Origin of the sequence: Streptomyces sp. NPDC006925 (assembly GCF_042869575.1) — a bacterium.
Taxonomy (GTDB): Bacteria; Actinomycetota; Actinomycetes; order Streptomycetales; family Streptomycetaceae; genus Streptomyces.
This window is the reverse complement of the sequence record NZ_JBIAGB010000031.1, coordinates 12,031-27,656: the sequence shown is the minus strand read 5'-3', so window position 1 is coordinate 27,656 and position 15,626 is coordinate 12,031. Positions and strand designations below refer to the sequence as shown.

13 protein-coding genes are annotated in these 15,626 nt (G+C 74.0%); 7 read left to right on the top strand and 6 right to left on the bottom strand.

The window, feature by feature from the left end:
- Positions 1 to 150 precede the first annotated feature (150 nt).
- Both ACFYNS_RS28625 and ACFYNS_RS28620 read left to right on the top strand, forming a co-directional pair.
- Positions 151 to 345: a hypothetical protein gene (locus tag ACFYNS_RS28625; protein WP_019356234.1), complete on the top strand. Its 195-nt coding sequence runs from the start codon at positions 151 to 153 to the stop codon at positions 343 to 345.
- Positions 346 to 476: 131 nt separating this feature from the next.
- Positions 477 to 2,093 (top strand): hypothetical protein, encoded by a 1,617-nt coding sequence (locus tag ACFYNS_RS28620; protein WP_360301769.1) that lies wholly within the window; start codon positions 477 to 479, stop codon positions 2,091 to 2,093.
- A gap of 125 nt (positions 2,094 to 2,218) precedes the next feature.
- On the opposite strand, the gene ACFYNS_RS28615 is transcribed toward ACFYNS_RS28620, so the two are convergent.
- The gene (locus ACFYNS_RS28615) at positions 2,219 to 3,841 is read right to left on the bottom strand and encodes a PLP-dependent aminotransferase family protein (protein WP_360301777.1); all 1,623 of its coding nucleotides are present in this window, start codon (positions 3,839 to 3,841) and stop codon (positions 2,219 to 2,221) included.
- Positions 3,842 to 3,888: 47 nt separating this feature from the next.
- Here ACFYNS_RS28615 and ACFYNS_RS28610 point away from each other — a divergent pair, with 47 nt between their 5' ends.
- The 4 genes from ACFYNS_RS28610 (at position 3,889) to ACFYNS_RS28595 (ending at position 7,702) form a co-directional block, all read left to right on the top strand.
- Complete coding sequence (locus tag ACFYNS_RS28610) at positions 3,889 to 4,623, top strand: YitT family protein (RefSeq protein WP_388605693.1); 735 nt, start codon at positions 3,889 to 3,891, stop codon at positions 4,621 to 4,623.
- A 40-nt stretch (positions 4,624 to 4,663) separates the two neighbouring features.
- The gene (locus ACFYNS_RS28605) at positions 4,664 to 5,455 is read left to right on the top strand and encodes a glycerophosphodiester phosphodiesterase family protein (protein WP_360301774.1); all 792 of its coding nucleotides are present in this window, start codon (positions 4,664 to 4,666) and stop codon (positions 5,453 to 5,455) included.
- A 154-nt stretch (positions 5,456 to 5,609) separates the two neighbouring features.
- Positions 5,610 to 7,004: an MFS transporter gene (locus tag ACFYNS_RS28600; protein WP_388605691.1), complete on the top strand. Its 1,395-nt coding sequence runs from the start codon at positions 5,610 to 5,612 to the stop codon at positions 7,002 to 7,004.
- Positions 7,005 to 7,315: 311 nt separating this feature from the next.
- The gene (locus ACFYNS_RS28595; RefSeq protein ID WP_360299745.1) at positions 7,316 to 7,702 is read left to right on the top strand and encodes an RNA polymerase-binding protein RbpA; all 387 of its coding nucleotides are present in this window, start codon (positions 7,316 to 7,318) and stop codon (positions 7,700 to 7,702) included.
- A gap of 305 nt (positions 7,703 to 8,007) precedes the next feature.
- On the opposite strand, the gene fxsA is transcribed toward ACFYNS_RS28595, so the two are convergent.
- From fxsA to ACFYNS_RS28570, 5 genes are all read right to left on the bottom strand, one after another.
- Positions 8,008 to 8,679 (bottom strand): FxsA family membrane protein, encoded by a 672-nt coding sequence (gene fxsA / locus ACFYNS_RS28590; protein WP_360299742.1) that lies wholly within the window; start codon positions 8,677 to 8,679, stop codon positions 8,008 to 8,010.
- 35 nt (positions 8,680 to 8,714) lie between these two features.
- Positions 8,715 to 9,518, bottom strand: coding sequence for a polyprenol monophosphomannose synthase (locus ACFYNS_RS28585; protein WP_360299739.1), 804 nt, complete (start codon positions 9,516 to 9,518; stop codon positions 8,715 to 8,717).
- On the bottom strand, positions 9,515 to 11,344 hold the full coding sequence (gene lnt, locus ACFYNS_RS28580; RefSeq protein ID WP_360299737.1) for an apolipoprotein N-acyltransferase: 1,830 nt from the start codon (positions 11,342 to 11,344) through the stop codon (positions 9,515 to 9,517). The genes ACFYNS_RS28585 and lnt overlap by 4 nt, the downstream gene beginning before the upstream one ends.
- Positions 11,345 to 11,946: 602 nt before the next feature.
- A complete protein-coding gene (locus tag ACFYNS_RS28575) occupies positions 11,947 to 13,587 on the bottom strand; it encodes an amidohydrolase (RefSeq protein WP_388605688.1) in 1,641 nt (546 codons plus the stop codon).
- A gap of 168 nt (positions 13,588 to 13,755) precedes the next feature.
- Complete coding sequence (locus ACFYNS_RS28570; RefSeq protein WP_019356223.1) at positions 13,756 to 14,196, bottom strand: Lrp/AsnC family transcriptional regulator; 441 nt, start codon at positions 14,194 to 14,196, stop codon at positions 13,756 to 13,758.
- A 237-nt stretch (positions 14,197 to 14,433) separates the two neighbouring features.
- Between ACFYNS_RS28570 and ACFYNS_RS28565 the strand changes: the two genes are divergently transcribed.
- Entirely contained in the window at positions 14,434 to 14,883 is a 450-nt protein-coding gene (locus ACFYNS_RS28565; RefSeq protein ID WP_360299731.1) for a hypothetical protein, read from the top strand.
- The last annotated feature ends 743 nt before the right edge of the window (positions 14,884 to 15,626 follow it).

The window sequence follows — 15,626 nt, the reverse complement described above, 5'->3', positions numbered from 1 at the left end:
CAGTGGGCGCTTCCACCGGGAGCAGGTCGGCGACACGACCCGTTCAGGGGCGTTAGTACATGAATCACCCACTTGCCAGCTTCATACGATACGTCCTATCTGTGAAGCTGGTGACACTCATGGTGACCGTCCCCTACATCAGGAGTACTGGTGATTCTCTCGATCTCGGGCGTCGTACTGCTTGGCTTGATCGTCTTCCTGTTCTTCCGCAAGGACAATCTCAAGGTCTCCCACGCGCTGGTGTGCGCGCTCTTCGGCTTCTACCTGGCGGGCACCGCCATGGCACCCAGCATCAAGGCGGGAGGCGAGAGCCTGGCCGGCCTGCTGGGCGGCCTCAAGTTCTAGCCGCCCGCCACCAGCCGCACGGCGGTCGGCCGAACGACCGCGGACCGAGCGGCAGCAAGCCGGGCGCAGGGCCGACAGGCCGGGAGACCGACGGGCCTGAGCATCAGTCAGCAGGCCGGGAGGAGCCGGATGTGGGGCGGTGGGCGGTACCGTCACGGCGGCACGCACGCGAGGCCGTGCGTGCCGGTACCGACGGGGCGCTCGACGTGCTGCATCCGCTGCTCGTGCTCGGCAGGGGGGCCTGCCACCTGGCCGCGAAGGGCCGGAACTGGTGGCTGGGCACGCCCCGGGAACGGCGGGGTCCCACGCTGTTCGCCGTCGCCGCGTGCGGGGTGCTGCTCTGGCTGCTGCCCTACGGGCCGGTGCTGGCCGGGTTCGCGCTGCTGGGCTCGACCGCCTGGTACGGGAGGCGGCGGGCCGGGCCCGCACCGCGCCGCGCAGCTCCCACGGACGCGCAGCGGGCGCGGCTGCAGGCGCTGTACGAGGCACTGGTGCCGTACTTCGCGCCGCCGGGCTCCGCGCCCGGGGAGCCGCTGTACGCATCGGACGGCGGATGGGAGCGCGCCTTCGAGGAGTTCGCCTTCCGGGACGGGCGGATCAGCGGCCTGCTGCTGCGCTATCCGACCTCGTTCCGCGACAGCGAACCCACCGAGCGGCTCCGGCTCGAACACCTCCTGGCGGCCAAGACGGGCCGCGGTCGCGAGTACCGCTTCTGCTGGGACGAGGAGTGCAACCTGCTGGAGATGACGGCGCTGGAACCGCTGCCCCGCGGAATCCGTGCCCAGCCGTTCGACACCGCACCCGACGAGGCGGTCCTCGGCCTCACGGACGACGACGAGACCGCCAGGACGGTGCCCGTCCGCTTCCCGGACGAGAACCGGGCCGACGACGTACCGGCGGTGGTCTGGCGCACCGGCCCGCGCTCGACCGAGCCGCACCTGCTGGCCGTCGGCACACCCGGGGCCGGCACCAGCACCCTGCTGCGCTCACTCGCCCTCCAGGCGCTCGGCCGCGGCGAGGTGCTGCTGGTGGACGGCGGCGGGGCCGGCGAGTTCGCCGCCTTCGCGGCGCGGCGCGGGGTACTCGGAGTGGAGTCCACCCTGCCGGGAGCACTCGCCGCGCTGGAGTGGGCGGCCCGCGAGACGGAACGGCGGCTGCTGACCGCGAGCCGCTCGCGGCAGCACGGCAAGCGCTCCCCAGGGGAGGCGCCCCGGCCGCTGTGCGTGCTGGTGGACCGGCCCGCCGTACTCAGCCATCTCGCCCGCTCCCGGGGCCTGGCCGACCCGCAGGAGCTGCTGCGGACCCCGCTGCGCCACGGCCGCGCCGCGGGGGTGGCCGTGGCGGTCGCCGAGCAGTTCGACGGCCTGGACGAGCTGGCCGAAGCAGTCCTCGCCTGCACCCGCGCCCGGGTGGTGCTGGGCGCCGTCACCCCCGGACAGGCGGGCGGTGTGCTGGGCCGGGCGCCGCAGACGGTACCGGCCGCCGAGGCGCCGCGGGGCCGGGGCTTCGCCCGGCTGGGCGACGGACCGGTGCTGCGGCTCCAGGTGCCCGCGACCCCCGATCCGCGGGACGAGGCCGTAGACGAGGCCGAGCGGACCGCCGTCCGTGACCTGCTCCCGGCATCGGTGCGTACCCCCGTGCGGGAACCGGCGGATCCCGCGGCGGCCGGGGCGGTGACCGCCGCGTACGACGAACCGCGGGGGCCCCGCGGCGCGGTGCCGCTCCCGCCCGCCGGCCCCCTCCCGTAGGTTTCACCGGGCCCGTGGGACCGTATATCCGGCCCGGATCCCGGTGCAGCGCGAACCCGCCGTCCACCGCGCCCGGGCCCCGGCCCCTGCCGAAGGGACGGGAGGGGCAGTCCGCCGAGGAGGCGTCAGGCCACGTAGGAGCGCGGCACGTCGGAGGGGGTGGGCGCTCCGGAGCGCACCAGTTCGGCGGCGGCTGCCAGCCGCGAGGCCGCCTCCCGGGCCAGCGGTTCGGCGATGGTGAAGGGCAGCCGCACGAACCCCTCGAAGGCGCCGTCCACCCCGAACCGCGGCCCGGAGGGCACCCGTACTCCGAGCCGTTCACCGGCCTCGGCGATCCGGGATCCGGAGAGGCCGCCGGTGCGCACCCACAGGGTGAGGCCGCCGTGCGGGACGGCGAACTCCCAGTCGGGCAGGTGGTCGCGCAGCGCGGCCGTCAGCGACTCGCGGTTCTCCCGGGCCCGGGCCCGGCGCTCGGTGACGGCCTGCTCCCAGCCCGTTCCGTTCAGCAGTTCGGCCACGGCGAGCTGTTCGAGCACGGGGCTACCCAGATCGACGTAGGCGCGCGCGGCGGTGAGGCTGCGGATCACCTCGGGTGCGGCCCGGATCCAGCCGATCCGCATCCCGGCCCAGATGGACTTGCTCACGGAGCCGACCGTGATGACGGCCGAACCGCCCGGGTCGAAGGCGGCCATCGGCCGCGGCATCTCCAGCCCCGGGGAGCCGGTGCTCGGCGTACCGGTGGCGCCGGGCGGGCCCAGCGGCAGGTCGGCCATGGTCTCGTCGGCAATCAGCACGGTCCCCGAGGCGCGGGCCGCCGCGACCAGTTCGCGCCGCTGCTCGGTGCCGGCCAGCGCCCCGGTGGGGTTGTGGAAGTCGGCGACGACGTAGGCGAGCCGGGGTGCGGACTCCCGCAGTGTGCGGTGCCAGGTGGGCAGGTCCCAGCCCGCCAGGTCGTCGCCCATGGGGACGGGGACGAGGCGGCCGCCGGTCTCGCGCAGGAGTTGCAGTACGTTGGCGTACGAGGGGTGTTCGACGGCGATGCGCTCGCCGCGCGGCACCAGCATCCGGGCCAGGGCGCCGACGCCGCCCAGCGCACCGGTGGTGACCATGATCTGCTGCGGCATCGTGGGCACGCCGAGTGCGGTGTAGCGCTCGGCGAGGGCCTCGCGGAGCACGGGCAGCCCGGCCGGGTAGTCGCCGTGGGTGTGCGCGTACGGCGGGAGCGCCTCCAGGGCGCTGCCGAACGCCTCGTTCATGACCGGCTGGGCGGGCAGCGCGGCACAGCCCAGGTCGATGACGGTGCCCTCGTTCTCCGGCGGCAGCGGGTGGAGGCCGCGGGTGGGCAGCGGGTTGCCCGCGGGCACGGTCGTCCAGCTCCCCGAGCCGCGGCGGGACTCCAGGAAACCGTCCGAGCGCAGCGCCTCGAAGGCGGCGGCGACGGTGGTGCGGCTGACCGAGAGGGCCGCGGCCAGTTCCCGCTCGGCGGGCAGCCGGGTGGCGACGGGGATGCGCCCCTCCAGGACGAGCATCCGCAGCCCCTCGGCCAGCGAACGGTAGGCGGGCAGCTTCCGGGCCGCCGGTGCCGGGTGCGCACCGATACCTGCGCCCGCGGCTCCGACGGTGACTGCCGGGTCCGCTGCGACCGCGTGCGGCCGGGCCGCTCCGGGGCCCTCCCCCCGCACGCTGTGCTGCGAGCCGAGGAGCCGCGCGAGCTGAGCGGCCCCCACGGCGGAGTTCCAGTGCGCCATCTTGCAGTCCACCTCTCCTGGATTGGCCGTTCAAACGGCCTGCTTCCATGCCACAGGGTGCCACGAGACAGTCCAATGACACGAGAAGGGGGAGATCTTTGTCCCATTCGAGGGGTTCTGACAGGCATCTGGTCCGCCGGCTCACACAGCTCTACGTGGGCCTGGTGCTGTACGGGGCGAGTGCGGCGCTGATGGTGCGCGCGGGGCTGGGGCTGGACCCCTGGGACGTCCTCCACCAGGGCGTCGCCGAGCACACCGGACTGTCCATCGGCACCGTGGCGATCATCGCCGGGGCCGCGGTGCTGCTGCTGTGGTGGCCGCTGCGCGAGCGCCCGGGCCTGGGCACCGTCTCCAACGTCTTCCTCGTGGGCCTGTCCATGGACGCCACGCTGTGGCTGCTCCCGCACCCGCAGGAACTGGCCTACCGGATCCCGCTCCTGGTGGGCGGCGTGGTGCTGAACGGCGCCGCGACCGGGCTCTACATCTCGGCGCGGTTCGGACCGGGACCGCGCGACGGGCTGATGACCGGCCTGCACAAGGTGACCGGCCGCTCCATCCGGCTGGTGCGGACGGCGATCGAGATCGTGGTCCTGGTCGTCGGCATCCTGCTGGGCGGCTCGGCCGGCGCGGGCACCGTGCTGTACGCGCTGGCGATCGGCCCGCTCGCCCAGTTCTTCCTGCGCCTCTTCGCCGTGCCGTGCGGCGCCGGGGGCTCGCACGTGGTGGCCGGCGGCGGCAGGAGGGATGCGCACGGCGGTGCGCCGGCGGACCGGAGGCGGTGAGCCGACGGCGGACGGGCGCGACTGCGGCGATACTGCGGCGGTGACGAGAGCGAGAGAGCCCCGCGGCCGCCCCGGCCACCCCTTCCTGGACTCGGCAGTGCCGCTGGCCTTCGCGCACCGCGGCGGCGCGGCGGCCGGCCTGGAGAACACCCACGCGGCCTTCGCCCGTGCGGCGGAGCTGGGCTACCGCTACATGGAGACGGACGTGCACACCACGGCGGACGGCGCCCTGGTGGCCTTCCACGACACCACCCTGGACCGCACCACCGGCAGCGGCGGCCGCCTCGCGGAGCTCGGCTGGGCCGAGGTGAGCCGGGCACGTGTGGCCGGGCGCGAGCCGGTTCCGCTCTTCGCCGACCTGTTGCGCTCGTTCCCCGGCGCGCGCTGGAACATCGACGTGAAGTCCGACGGCGCGCTCGTCCCGCTGCTGGAGCTGCTGGCGGCCGAGGACGCCTGGGACCGGGTGTGCGTGGGCGCGTTCGCCGAGGCGCGGGTGGCCCGGGCGCGGGCGCTGGCGGGTCCGCGGCTGCTGACCTCGCTGGGCACCGGCGGAGTGCTGGCCCTGCGACTGCGCTCCTGCCGACTGCCGTGGCGGCTGCCGTCCGGCGCCGGATGCGCGCAGGTGCCCGAACGGCACGGGCCGGTCCGCGTGGTGGACCGCGCCTTCGTACGGGCGGCGCACGCGCGGGGGCTGCGGGTGCACGTCTGGACGGTGAACGATCCCGTCCGCGCCGCGGCGCTGCTGGACCTGGGCGTGGACGGGATCATGACCGACGAACTGGAAATGCTGCGCGAGGTACTGGACGCCCGCGGCGCCTGGCCCCCGGACTGAACCGCCGCCGAACGGCACCGGCCCACAGCCCGTCCCCGGCGGCCCGGTGTGCCGCCGGGGACGGGCTGTAGTCTCCCGGCACGGCTCTGCGGGCGTTCGGTTCCCGCGCGGCCGGTCAGGAACCCGCACGGCGGGCCGACGGGGAGGAACGGGGATGGGAACGGTCGCACCGGACGCGCCGAGGGCGCCGCAGGAGGGCGCGGGATCCGGGAACCGGACCCCGCTCCGCGAGCGCCGCCGCGAACAGCGCGGCTGGTACTTCTACGACTGGGCGAACTCCGTCTTCTCCACGAGTGTGCTGACCGTCTTCCTCGGCCCGTATCTGACCTCGGTCACCGAGGCCGCCGCGGACGCGGACGGCTATGTGCACCCGCTGGGCATCCCGGTGCGGGCCGGCTCCTTCTTCCCCTACGCGGTCTCGGCTTCCGTCCTGCTGTCGGTACTGGTGATGCCGCTGGCGGCGGCCTTCGCCGACCGCACGGGGCGCAAGAAGCCGCTGCTGGGCGCCGCAGCCTATCTGGGGGCCGGGGCGACCACCGGGATGTACTTCCTGGACGGCGACCGGTATCTGCTGGGCGGCGTGCTGCTGGTGGTGGCGAACGTCAGCTACGCGGTCTCCATCGTGCTCTACCACGCCTTCCTGCCGCAGATAGCCCCGCCCGAGGAGCGCGACGCGGTCTCCTCGCGCGGCTGGGCCTTCGGCTACGGGTCGGGCGCGCTGGTCCTGGTCGCGAACCTCGGGCTGTTCCTGGGACACGAGGCGCTGGGCGTCGCGGAGTCGACAGCGGTGCGGATCTGCCTGTCCTCGGCCGGGGTGTGGTGGGCCGTCTTCACGGTCGTACCGCTGCTGCGGCTGCGGGAGCGTCCGCCGGCGCGCCCGACGGCGGGATCCGGGCGCACCGGACCCGGGCAGGGATTCCGCCAGTTGGCCGGAACCTTCCGCCAGTTGCGCCGCTATCCGCTCACACTGCTGTTCCTGCTGGCCTACCTGCTCTACAACGACGGCATCCAGACGGTGATCACCCAGGCGTCGGTCTACGGCTCGGAGGCGCTGGGCCTGGACCAGACGACGCTGATCGGTGCCATCCTGCTGGTGCAGGTCCTGGCGGTGGCGGGCGCGCTGCTGCTGGGCCGGCTCGCCACCCGCTACGGGGCCAAGCGCACCATCCTGGGGTCGCTGGTGGCGTGGACCGCGACCGTGGGCGCGGGATACTTCCTGCCGCGGGAGGATCCGCTGTGGTTCTACGCGCTGGCGGTGGGCATCGGCCTGGTGCTGGGCGGCAGCCAGGCGCTCTCCCGCTCGCTCTTCTCGCATCTCGTGCCGGCCGGCAAGGAGGCGGAGTACTTCGCGCTGTACGAGATCAGCGACCGCGGCACCAGTTGGCTGGGACCACTGGTGTTCGGGCTGGCCTACCAGCTCTCGGGGGACTACCGGAACGCGATCCTCTCGCTGGTGGTCTTCTTCGCGCTCGGTTTCGTACTGCTGCTGCGGGTACCCGTACAGCGAGCTGCGGCAGCAGTGGGCAACGTCGCTCCGGACCGGATTTAGACGTGCGGGTGCCGGACCGGTAGTGTACGCCTTTGGCCCACCGGGATGGACCGTTACTGCGCGCCGAAGAGATGCGAACAGTGGGTGACATCTTCTGCCAATTGTGACAAACCGGTCACCGGCGGGTACCGCAGATCAACGAAGCGGCGGCACGAAGCAGCAGCGGCGCGCAGCCTTCCGTCAGGTTGGAGGTGCGTGAAGGGTGGGTGATCTCCCGATTACGGGAATCTTCACCGGCAGCCGGACGTTGACCGGATGACGACGACAGCGACACCTGTCCTGTGGGCGACCAGCCCGGGAGGCACGAATTCATGAGTGAGCGAGCTCTTCGCGGCACGCGACTCGTGGTGACCAGCTACGAGACCGACCGCGGCATCGACCTGGCCCCGCGCCAGGCCGTGGAGTACGCATGCCAGAACGGACATCGTTTCGAGATGCCGTTCTCGGTAGAGGCCGAGATTCCGTCCGAGTGGGAGTGCAAGGTGTGCGGTGCACAGGCGCTCCTGGTGGACGGCGAGGGTCCGGAGGAGAAGAAGGGCAAGCCCGCGCGCACGCACTGGGACATGCTCATGGAGCGGCGTACCCGTGAGGAGCTCGAGGAAGTCCTCGCCGAGCGGCTCGCCGTACTGCGCTCCGGCACCATGAACCTCGCGATCCACCCCCGCGACGACGGCGGGAACAAGCGCAAGTCCGCCTGACGACCCTGCGCTCCTGATGGTTCCGGAGCGCAGCGGGAGGGCCCCGGCCACGCACAGCGTGACCGGGGCCCTCTCGCGCGTTCTCCAGGCCCCTTCGGGAGGGCGGGCCGACCTGCGCGGGCGCTCGCATCGAGCGTCTTCTTGCGCGCCCCGGGGCCTCCTGCCCGCTCCCCAGCCGGACCCTTGCGGCTGGCCTCCCGGACTCACGCCCGTGCCGCCGAGCCCTTTCTGGCGTGCCGACGGACGTGTCCCACAGTGCTCGCGGCACCGGCGCACGTCTCGCGAACGGGGCGCGCGAGCGCCGCTCAGCTTCCGCTCTGCCCGCCTTCGCGCTCCTGTGGCTCGTCGTCGCGGACGACCTCGCCCGGCACGACCTTGCCGTCCGGGCGGTGCATCCGCACCTGCTGCTCGGCCGTGCGTGCCTGCTGGTAGGCGTCGCCCAGGGTGCCCGGCGCAAAGCCGCTGCGGCGGTCCAGGGAGCGCTGCACGGCGCCGCGCAGCAGCTTTCCCGTCGGCGGGAGAACCAGCAGCAGCCCGACCGCGTCCGAGAGCAGCCCGGGAATCATCAGCAGCAGTCCGCCCAGCATGGCCGTCCCGTTGCCGCCGCGGCCCTCCGCGGCGTCCTCGCCCGAGGGCTCGGCTCCGGTGCGGGCCTGCTCCTGGGCACGCTGGACCGTCTCGGCGAGGTTGCGCCAGGCGCGGCGCCCGGCCCGCTTGATCACCGCGGCGCCGAGCACGAAGCCGCCGGCCAGCACCAGGAAGACCGTGAACCCGCCCGCGGCCTGGCCGAGCAGGGTCAGCAGCCAGATCTCCAGAACCGCCCACAGCGCGACCGCCAGCGGCAGCAGGGTGCGGCTCCTCGGCCGGTTCCGCCGGGGCTGCTCGCCTCCCTCGGAGCGCGTCCCGGCACCCGGGCCGCCGGCTCCACCGCCCGGTTCCTGCGGAAGTCCGTGGGGAAAGGGTGCGCGCGTCGTCATGCTTCCAGTGTGCCTGCTACCGCGTAGGCCCGGGATCAGCTCGGCGGGCGGCCGTCCCCGCTGCCGTCCTTGCGGTGCTCCGCGCGGCCGAGGACCTTCTTGACCCGTCCCTCGACCCCCCAGGCGGCGATCCGCCAGAGCGCCTCGGCCATGATGTCCCGGCTCATCTTGGAGTCGCCGCGCTCGCGCTCGACGAAGGTGATCGGGACCTCCACCACGTGGTAGCCGGAGTGCACCGTGCGGCGGGTGAGGTCGACCTGGAAGCAGTAGCCCTGGGAGGCGATGGAGTCCAGGCCGATGCCCTCCAGGGTCTCCTTGCGGAAGGCCCGGAAGCCCGCCGTCACATCCCGTACGTCGACGTCCAGGAGCAGCCGCGAGTAGGTGCTGGCGCCGCGGGAGAGGAACTCCCGGGACTTGGGCCAGTTGACGATCCGGCCGCCCGGCACCCAGCGCGAGCCGATCACCAGGTCGGCGCCGCCCAGCGCGGTCAGCAGCCGGGGCAGCTCCTCGGGCGGATGGGAACCGTCCGCGTCCATCTCGACCAGGACGCCGTAGCCGTTGTCGATGCCCCAGCGGAAGCCCGCCAGATAGGCCGCGCCGAGCCCTTCCTTGCCCTTGCGGTGCAGCACGTGGACGTGGCCGTCCTCGGCCGCCAGCTCGTCGGCGATCTTCCCGGTGCCGTCGGGGCTGTTGTCGTCCGCGACGAGGATGTGTGCCTCGGGCACCGCCTCGCGCACCCGGGAGACGACAGGCCGGATGTTGTCGGCCTCGTCGTAGGTCGGGATGATGACCAGGGCCGTTCCCAGCGGGCCGTACCGCCGCTGTCCGCCGTCCGTCACTGGTGCTGCCCCTCCGCTTGAGCCTGTCGGTCCTGCCTGTCGGTGCCGTCCCCGCCACCGGCCGCGTCCGGCGCGGTACGGGCCCGAGCACCGGTGCCGCTCCGTCTGCGGCCCAGGATCCAGGCCCCGGCGCAGGCGAGCACGCCCACGATAGCGATCACCCATTCGGGAGCGGCACCGACGCGGTCGGCGAGAGTGATCTCGTCGCGCAGCGGGAGCTTCCCGGTGAGCACGTCCTGGGTGAACTCGTCCGTACGCTGCTGGACGGTGCCGTCGGGCGCGACGATGGCGCTGATGCCGCTGGTCGCCGCGGTGACCACGGCGCGGCCGTGCTCGACGGCGCGCAGCTTGGACATCGCCAGCTGTTGCTCGGGCTGCCCGGTCCGGCCGTAGGTGGCGTTGTTGGTCTGGACGACGAGTGCGCGGGCCCCGTCCTTGACGGTGTCCCTGGGGATCTCGTCGTAGGCGACCTCGAAGCAGATCACGTCGCCGAGGCGCGCGGGGCCGGTCTGCAGGACACCGGTGTGGTCGCCCGGATAGAAGTCGCGGGGCACCTGCTGGAGGCGGGTGATGACCTTGCTCAGCTGGGCGCGGAAGGGGACGTACTCGCCGAAGGGGACCGGGTGCTGCTTGGTGTAGGACGCGCCGGGCCCCTTGTCCGGGTCCCAGACGATGCCCTGGTTCTCGACGTAGCCCTCCTTGGTCGGGTGGTCGACCAGGGCGCCGACCAGCACGGGGACGCCGACGGCCTTGACGGCCCGGTCGATGCGGTCGCCCGCCTCCGGGTACTTGTAGGGGTCCAGGTCGGAGGAGTTCTCCGGCCAGATCACCAGGTCGGGGCGGGGCTCCTTGCCCTGCTCGATCCGCTTCGCCAGGTCGAGGGTGGCCTCGGCGTGGTTGTTGAGGATCTGCATCGGGCGGCCCAGGAAGTGCATGCCGGGCTGCTGCACGTTCCCCTGCACGACAGCGACCCGTACGGTGTCGGCCGCCTTCGTCGGCACCGGTACCGCGAGACCGGCGACGCTGGCGGCGCCGGCGAGCGCGAGCGCGCCGAAGCAGGTGGCCCAGGCGCGGCCGGTACGGGCCGCGGCGGACCGCAGCCCCAGGCCCCGCAGCGCGACGGCGGCCAACAGGGTCCCGGTGAGGGCCACCGCGAAGGACACCAGCGGGGCTCCGCCGAGCGCGGCCAGCGGGGTGTAGGGGGAGTCGGTGTTGGCGAAGGCCAGCCGCCCCCAGGAGAAGCCGCCGAACGGCAGCCGGTCGCGCAGGAATTCCTCGGTCAGCCACAGGCACGCACCCCACAGGGGCCACAGCGGCAGCCGCGCGGTGACGGCCAGTCCCGCTCCGAGCCCGAGGACGAACAGGCTCTGCAGAAAGGCGAGTCCGATGACCGCGTCCCAGCCGACGACATGCAGCCACTTGAGCAGCACGACGAAGAAGGGCCAGCCGAACGCGAATCCGAGCCAGGCGCCCTGCCGGCCGGTCCGGCCGCGGGTGAGCAGGCTGAGCGCGGCGACGGCCAGCAGCGAGAGCGGCCAGATCCCGTAGGGCGGGAAGGCGCACGCCAGGGCCACACCGCCGAGCGCGGCCAGCGCGGACCGCCCGGCCTCGCGCCGCGCGAGCGCGGCCAGTCGGCGCATCCGGCCCGGGCGGGCAGCCCGGGTCTCGGAGTGCTCGGAGACGTCGGGCGGAACGTCACTGCCCGTGTCGGCGCTGCTCGCGCGCGTCGGCCCCTCCGGGGCGCCGGGCTGCGCGGCGGGGGCCGCCTTCCGCTCCCGGGAGCCGTCCGGGGCGGAGGCGGAGGTGGTTTCGGGGCCCGATGCCAAGGTCGCGGCCTTCCTAGCAGGTCGTGCGGTGGTGTGTGGTGACGGTACAACGCGCGGGGGGCTGCGCGGGGCGCGGGACCGTAAAGCGGCGGAAAAGCAGGAGCACGCGGCTGTGGGCACCGGCGAAGGGCGCGGAGCGGTAGCCGGGGCGTCGCGGAGTGTCACCGGCGGGCGGGCGCGCCCGGTTCGGGGCGCTGTCTGCGGATCGGGGCCCGGTGCCCTTCGGGCCGACCTGGGACCCGCTGGCTGCGGATCGTCCGAAAGCCGTTGTCTACTGAGCGTCCGGGCCCCGTCCCGGGTCACACCCGCCGACCGGCGGAAACCATCTGTCCCCGTGCCGCGGGCGCTGGACCTGGCTCGCAGTGGTGGTGCGCCGGTGCGGTACACCACCCCGTGGCCCAGCGGCGTTCGACGACAGCGCGGAAGCTCCCCGGTCGGACGTCCTGTGGTGGACGCCGCCGAACCTACCGGGCTCCGGGCAATCATTGTCAACAGCCGAGTTACCTGGGGTGTTTCGGTGAAATCCCAGGTCAGTGCGGAGACGACGGCGTCCCGGTGACCGGCGGAGGGGGTCTCGTTCGGCCGTATCGCCCTCCCCTATGTCACTCGTCCGGCCGTGCGTAGACCTCGCGTCCACTCACCACCGTCCGCAGGCAGACGGGGACTTGACCGCCCGGCGTCAGGTCGGGCAGCCCCGGTGTACCGGAGCGCGGGTCGGTGGACCAGTTCGCGACGCGGGTGTCGGGGGCCTGGACGACCAGCGGACCGGTGCGCCAGAGCGCGTAGTCCGCGGGGGCGCCGGGGACCAGCACTCCGGCGTCATCCGTGCCGAGTGCACGCCAGCCGCCGCGAGTGTGCGCGGTGAAGGCGCCGCGTACGGAGATCCGGTGGTCGTGGGTGCGGTGGAAGGCCGCGGCGCGGACGGCCTCCCAGGGTCCGAGCGGGGTGACCGGGCTGTCGGAGCCGAGCGCGAGCGGGACCCCGGCCCGCAGCAGCGGCGCATAGGGGTTGAGCGTGGCGGCGCGCTCGGCCCCCAGACGGCGCGCGTACATACCGTCCGCTCCGCCCCAGGCCGCGTCGAACCCGGGCTGCACCGAGGCGGTGAGCGCGAGGTCCGCGAAGTCCGCGATGGTGCGGGCGGTGAGCATCTCGGCGTGCTCGACACGGTGCCGGGCGGCGCGGACCCGGGCGATGCCGACCTGCTCGGCGGCCCGCCGCACCCCGTCGGTGACAGCCTGGACGGCGGCGTCCCCGATGGCGTGGAACCCGGCCTGGATCCCCGCCTCGGTGCAGGCGGCGACGTGGACCGCCACCGCCTCGGCGTCCAGCAGGGCACTGCCGCTGGTGCCCGGCGCGTCCGCGTAGGGGGCGCACAGGTGCGCCGTGTGCGAGCCCAGAGACCCGTCGGCGAACAGGTCCCCCGCGGCGCCGATCGCACCGAGCTCCCGGACGCGGGCCGCCTCCTTTGCCGAAGTGACGAGTTCGGCCCAGTACCCGTGTACGCGGGGGCCGGGTTCCTCGGCGGCCAGCGCAAGCAGCCCGCGCAGATCCTCCTCGCCGGAGATGTCCGGGCCCGCGCACTCGTGCAGCGAGCCGATGCCGAGGGAGGCGGCGCGGGCCCGGGCCGCACGCTGGGCCTCGGTGCGCTGCCGGGCTGTGAGCGTGCCGTGCGCCGCCTCCCGCACGGCGTGGTGCGCGGCACCGGTCAGCGGGGCGTCGGGCCGGTAGCCCTCGCGGGTGGTGATGCCGGGGACCAGGTCCAGCATGGCCGTGCTGGCGAGTGCGGAGTGCACGTCGACCCGGGTCAGGTACAGCGGACGTCCGCCGCTCGCCTCGTCGAGTTCGGCGCGGCCCGGATGGCGCTGCTCGGGCCAGGCGTGCGCGTCCCAGCCGGTGCCCAGCAGCACCCGGTCGTCCGGCCGTGCCCGCGCGTACGCGCGCACCCGGGCCAGCGCGTCGGCCAGCGTGGGTGCTCCCGACAGGTCGAGCCCGGTCAGCGCGAGACCGGTCGCCGTGGTGTGCACGTGCGCGTCGGTGAAGGCCGGGGTGACCAGCGCGCCGTCGAGGTGCACCACCTCGTCCACGCCCTCCGCGAACGAGTCGGCGGCCCCTTCCGAGCCGACCCAGGCGATGCGGTCGCCCTCCACGACCATCGCGGTCGCGAACGGGTCGGCGGGGCTGTGCACCTCGCCCTCGCGCAGCAGGACGGTACGGGGCCGGGAGGGGGTCGTGCGCTCGGTCATGGGGACAGTCTCCCGCTTCCGGGCAGTTGCCCGGCGCCCGGGGGCCGAGAGCGCCTCCGGAGTGCCGGGGGAAGGAAGGGCTCCCTCCCGGCGGAGCCCCGTGTCCAGCCGCCTCGGCCCCGGCCCCGGCCCCGGCCCCGGCCCCGGCGGATTCCGGACCGGGACGGGTCAGATGCGGGGCGGACGCGCCTCGTAGGGGGTGGACAGCACGACGGTGGTGCGGGTGGAGACCCCCGCCAGGCTCCGGATCCTGGCCAGCAGGTGTTCCAGCTCGATCGGCGTGGCCACGCGCACCTTGAGGATGTAGTTCTCGTCCCCCGCCACGCTGTGGCACGCCTCGATCTCGGGCACGTCGGCGAGCCGGTCCGCGATGTCGTCAGGGGCGCTGGGGTCGAACGGTTTGACCGAGATGAACGCCGTCATCGGCAGTCCGACCGCCTCGGAGTCCACCAGCGCGGCATAGCCGCGGATGACGCCGCGCTGTTCGAGACGGCGCACCCGCTGGTGCACGGCCGAGGTGGACAGGCCGGTGGCCTTGCCCAGGTCGGTATAGCTCATCCGCCCGTCCTTGACGAGCAGTTCCACGATCTGACGGTCGAGTTCCTCCACAGCGGATCACCGTACTGCCCTCGCGCGCCCGCCGCAGCGGAAAAAGCTCCGGCGCACGCATACGGCGCACCGGGCCCGGTGGACGCCGCGTCGAATATCCGAATGCCAAGTATGTGACCAAGGCCACACTTATGCATCCGCGTGCTCCCGTGCAGAGTGATTATGCGCGCGGCACGACGGGAAGTGCTTGCTGTGGCCGGAGCCCAGTCGCCCGGCCGTTCCATCAAGGGGGATCACATGCGCACGACGAAATCCGCCCAGTCCGCCCGCCCGCGAAGCGCTCTCCGGAGCGAGGCGCACCGCGACGAGACGCGACCGAACGAAGCGGCCGCTCTCCCGGACGGCCCCGACACCCCCACCGACCCGTCCGGACCGGTCACCGAGGACGAGATGTACGAAAGTCTCCGCGTCCAGTGCCCCGAATGCCGCCAGGCGATCGCTGTGTTCGCGCAGGAGGAGAAGCTGCCGCGGCACGGGCTGTGCGCCTCCCCCTGGGACCCGTTCGGCCTGACGGTGTGCCAGGGATCCGGCCGCCCGGTGGGCGGGGCCGTCCCCTGGGACAGCGAGACCCGGGAACGCGCGGTCAGCGAACTGCTCACGCTTCCCGAGGGATTGGACTGGCGCACCCAGCCCTTCTCGCATGCGGGACGCCCGGACCGCCGGCCGGTTCCGGTCGGCGCCGAGTGACCGACCGGCCCTCCGGGGCACGGAGCGGGACGGCCCGGCACACGCCGGCGGACCCCGCCGCGGGGGCGCCGACTCCCTGCTGAACTGCCTGGCCGCCGCCGGCCGTCCGCACCTCGCCCGTCGAGCGCGCGTCCGGCCGCCCCGGCCGCCGGACGCGAACACACCACGCCACCCGTGCGACAGGGCTGCGCGGCGCGCAGCAGGTCGGCGCGGCACATCGCAAGGGGCTCCCGCACCGGACCCGGACACCGGCGACCCTACGGCCGGGCGTTCCCCCGGCCGGCGCGAGACGGCTGCACGGACGCAACACGCCTGGTCAGCAGTGCCGTTCAGCTGCTGTTCGGCATCGTCCCGCATCGGAACCCGGACCGCGCCGCAGAGCGTGCGGGCCTTCCGCGTCGGGGCGGCACGCCCGCGCACGCCGCTGCGCGGTCCGGCGCACGGCGCTCCCCCGCCGTACCGGCACCGAACGGGCCACGGCGCTCCGCACCGCTCCCGGGCGCCGAGGGAGCCGAAGGAGCCGAGGGAGCCGACCGATACCGGCCCGCCCGATGACATGGCGCGTCACCCCACCGTGCGGGAAGACGACGCAGCGTGACGCCCCGACGCACTGCTCCCGGCCGCACCGCCCCGGCCGCAAATCCGCACGCACGCGGACGGGCCCGGGCCCGTACCGGTAGCCCGCGCACGGGCCCGGCGTGGATCCCGCACGGCTGGGAACCTCGGAGGGCCGAGGAGGCATC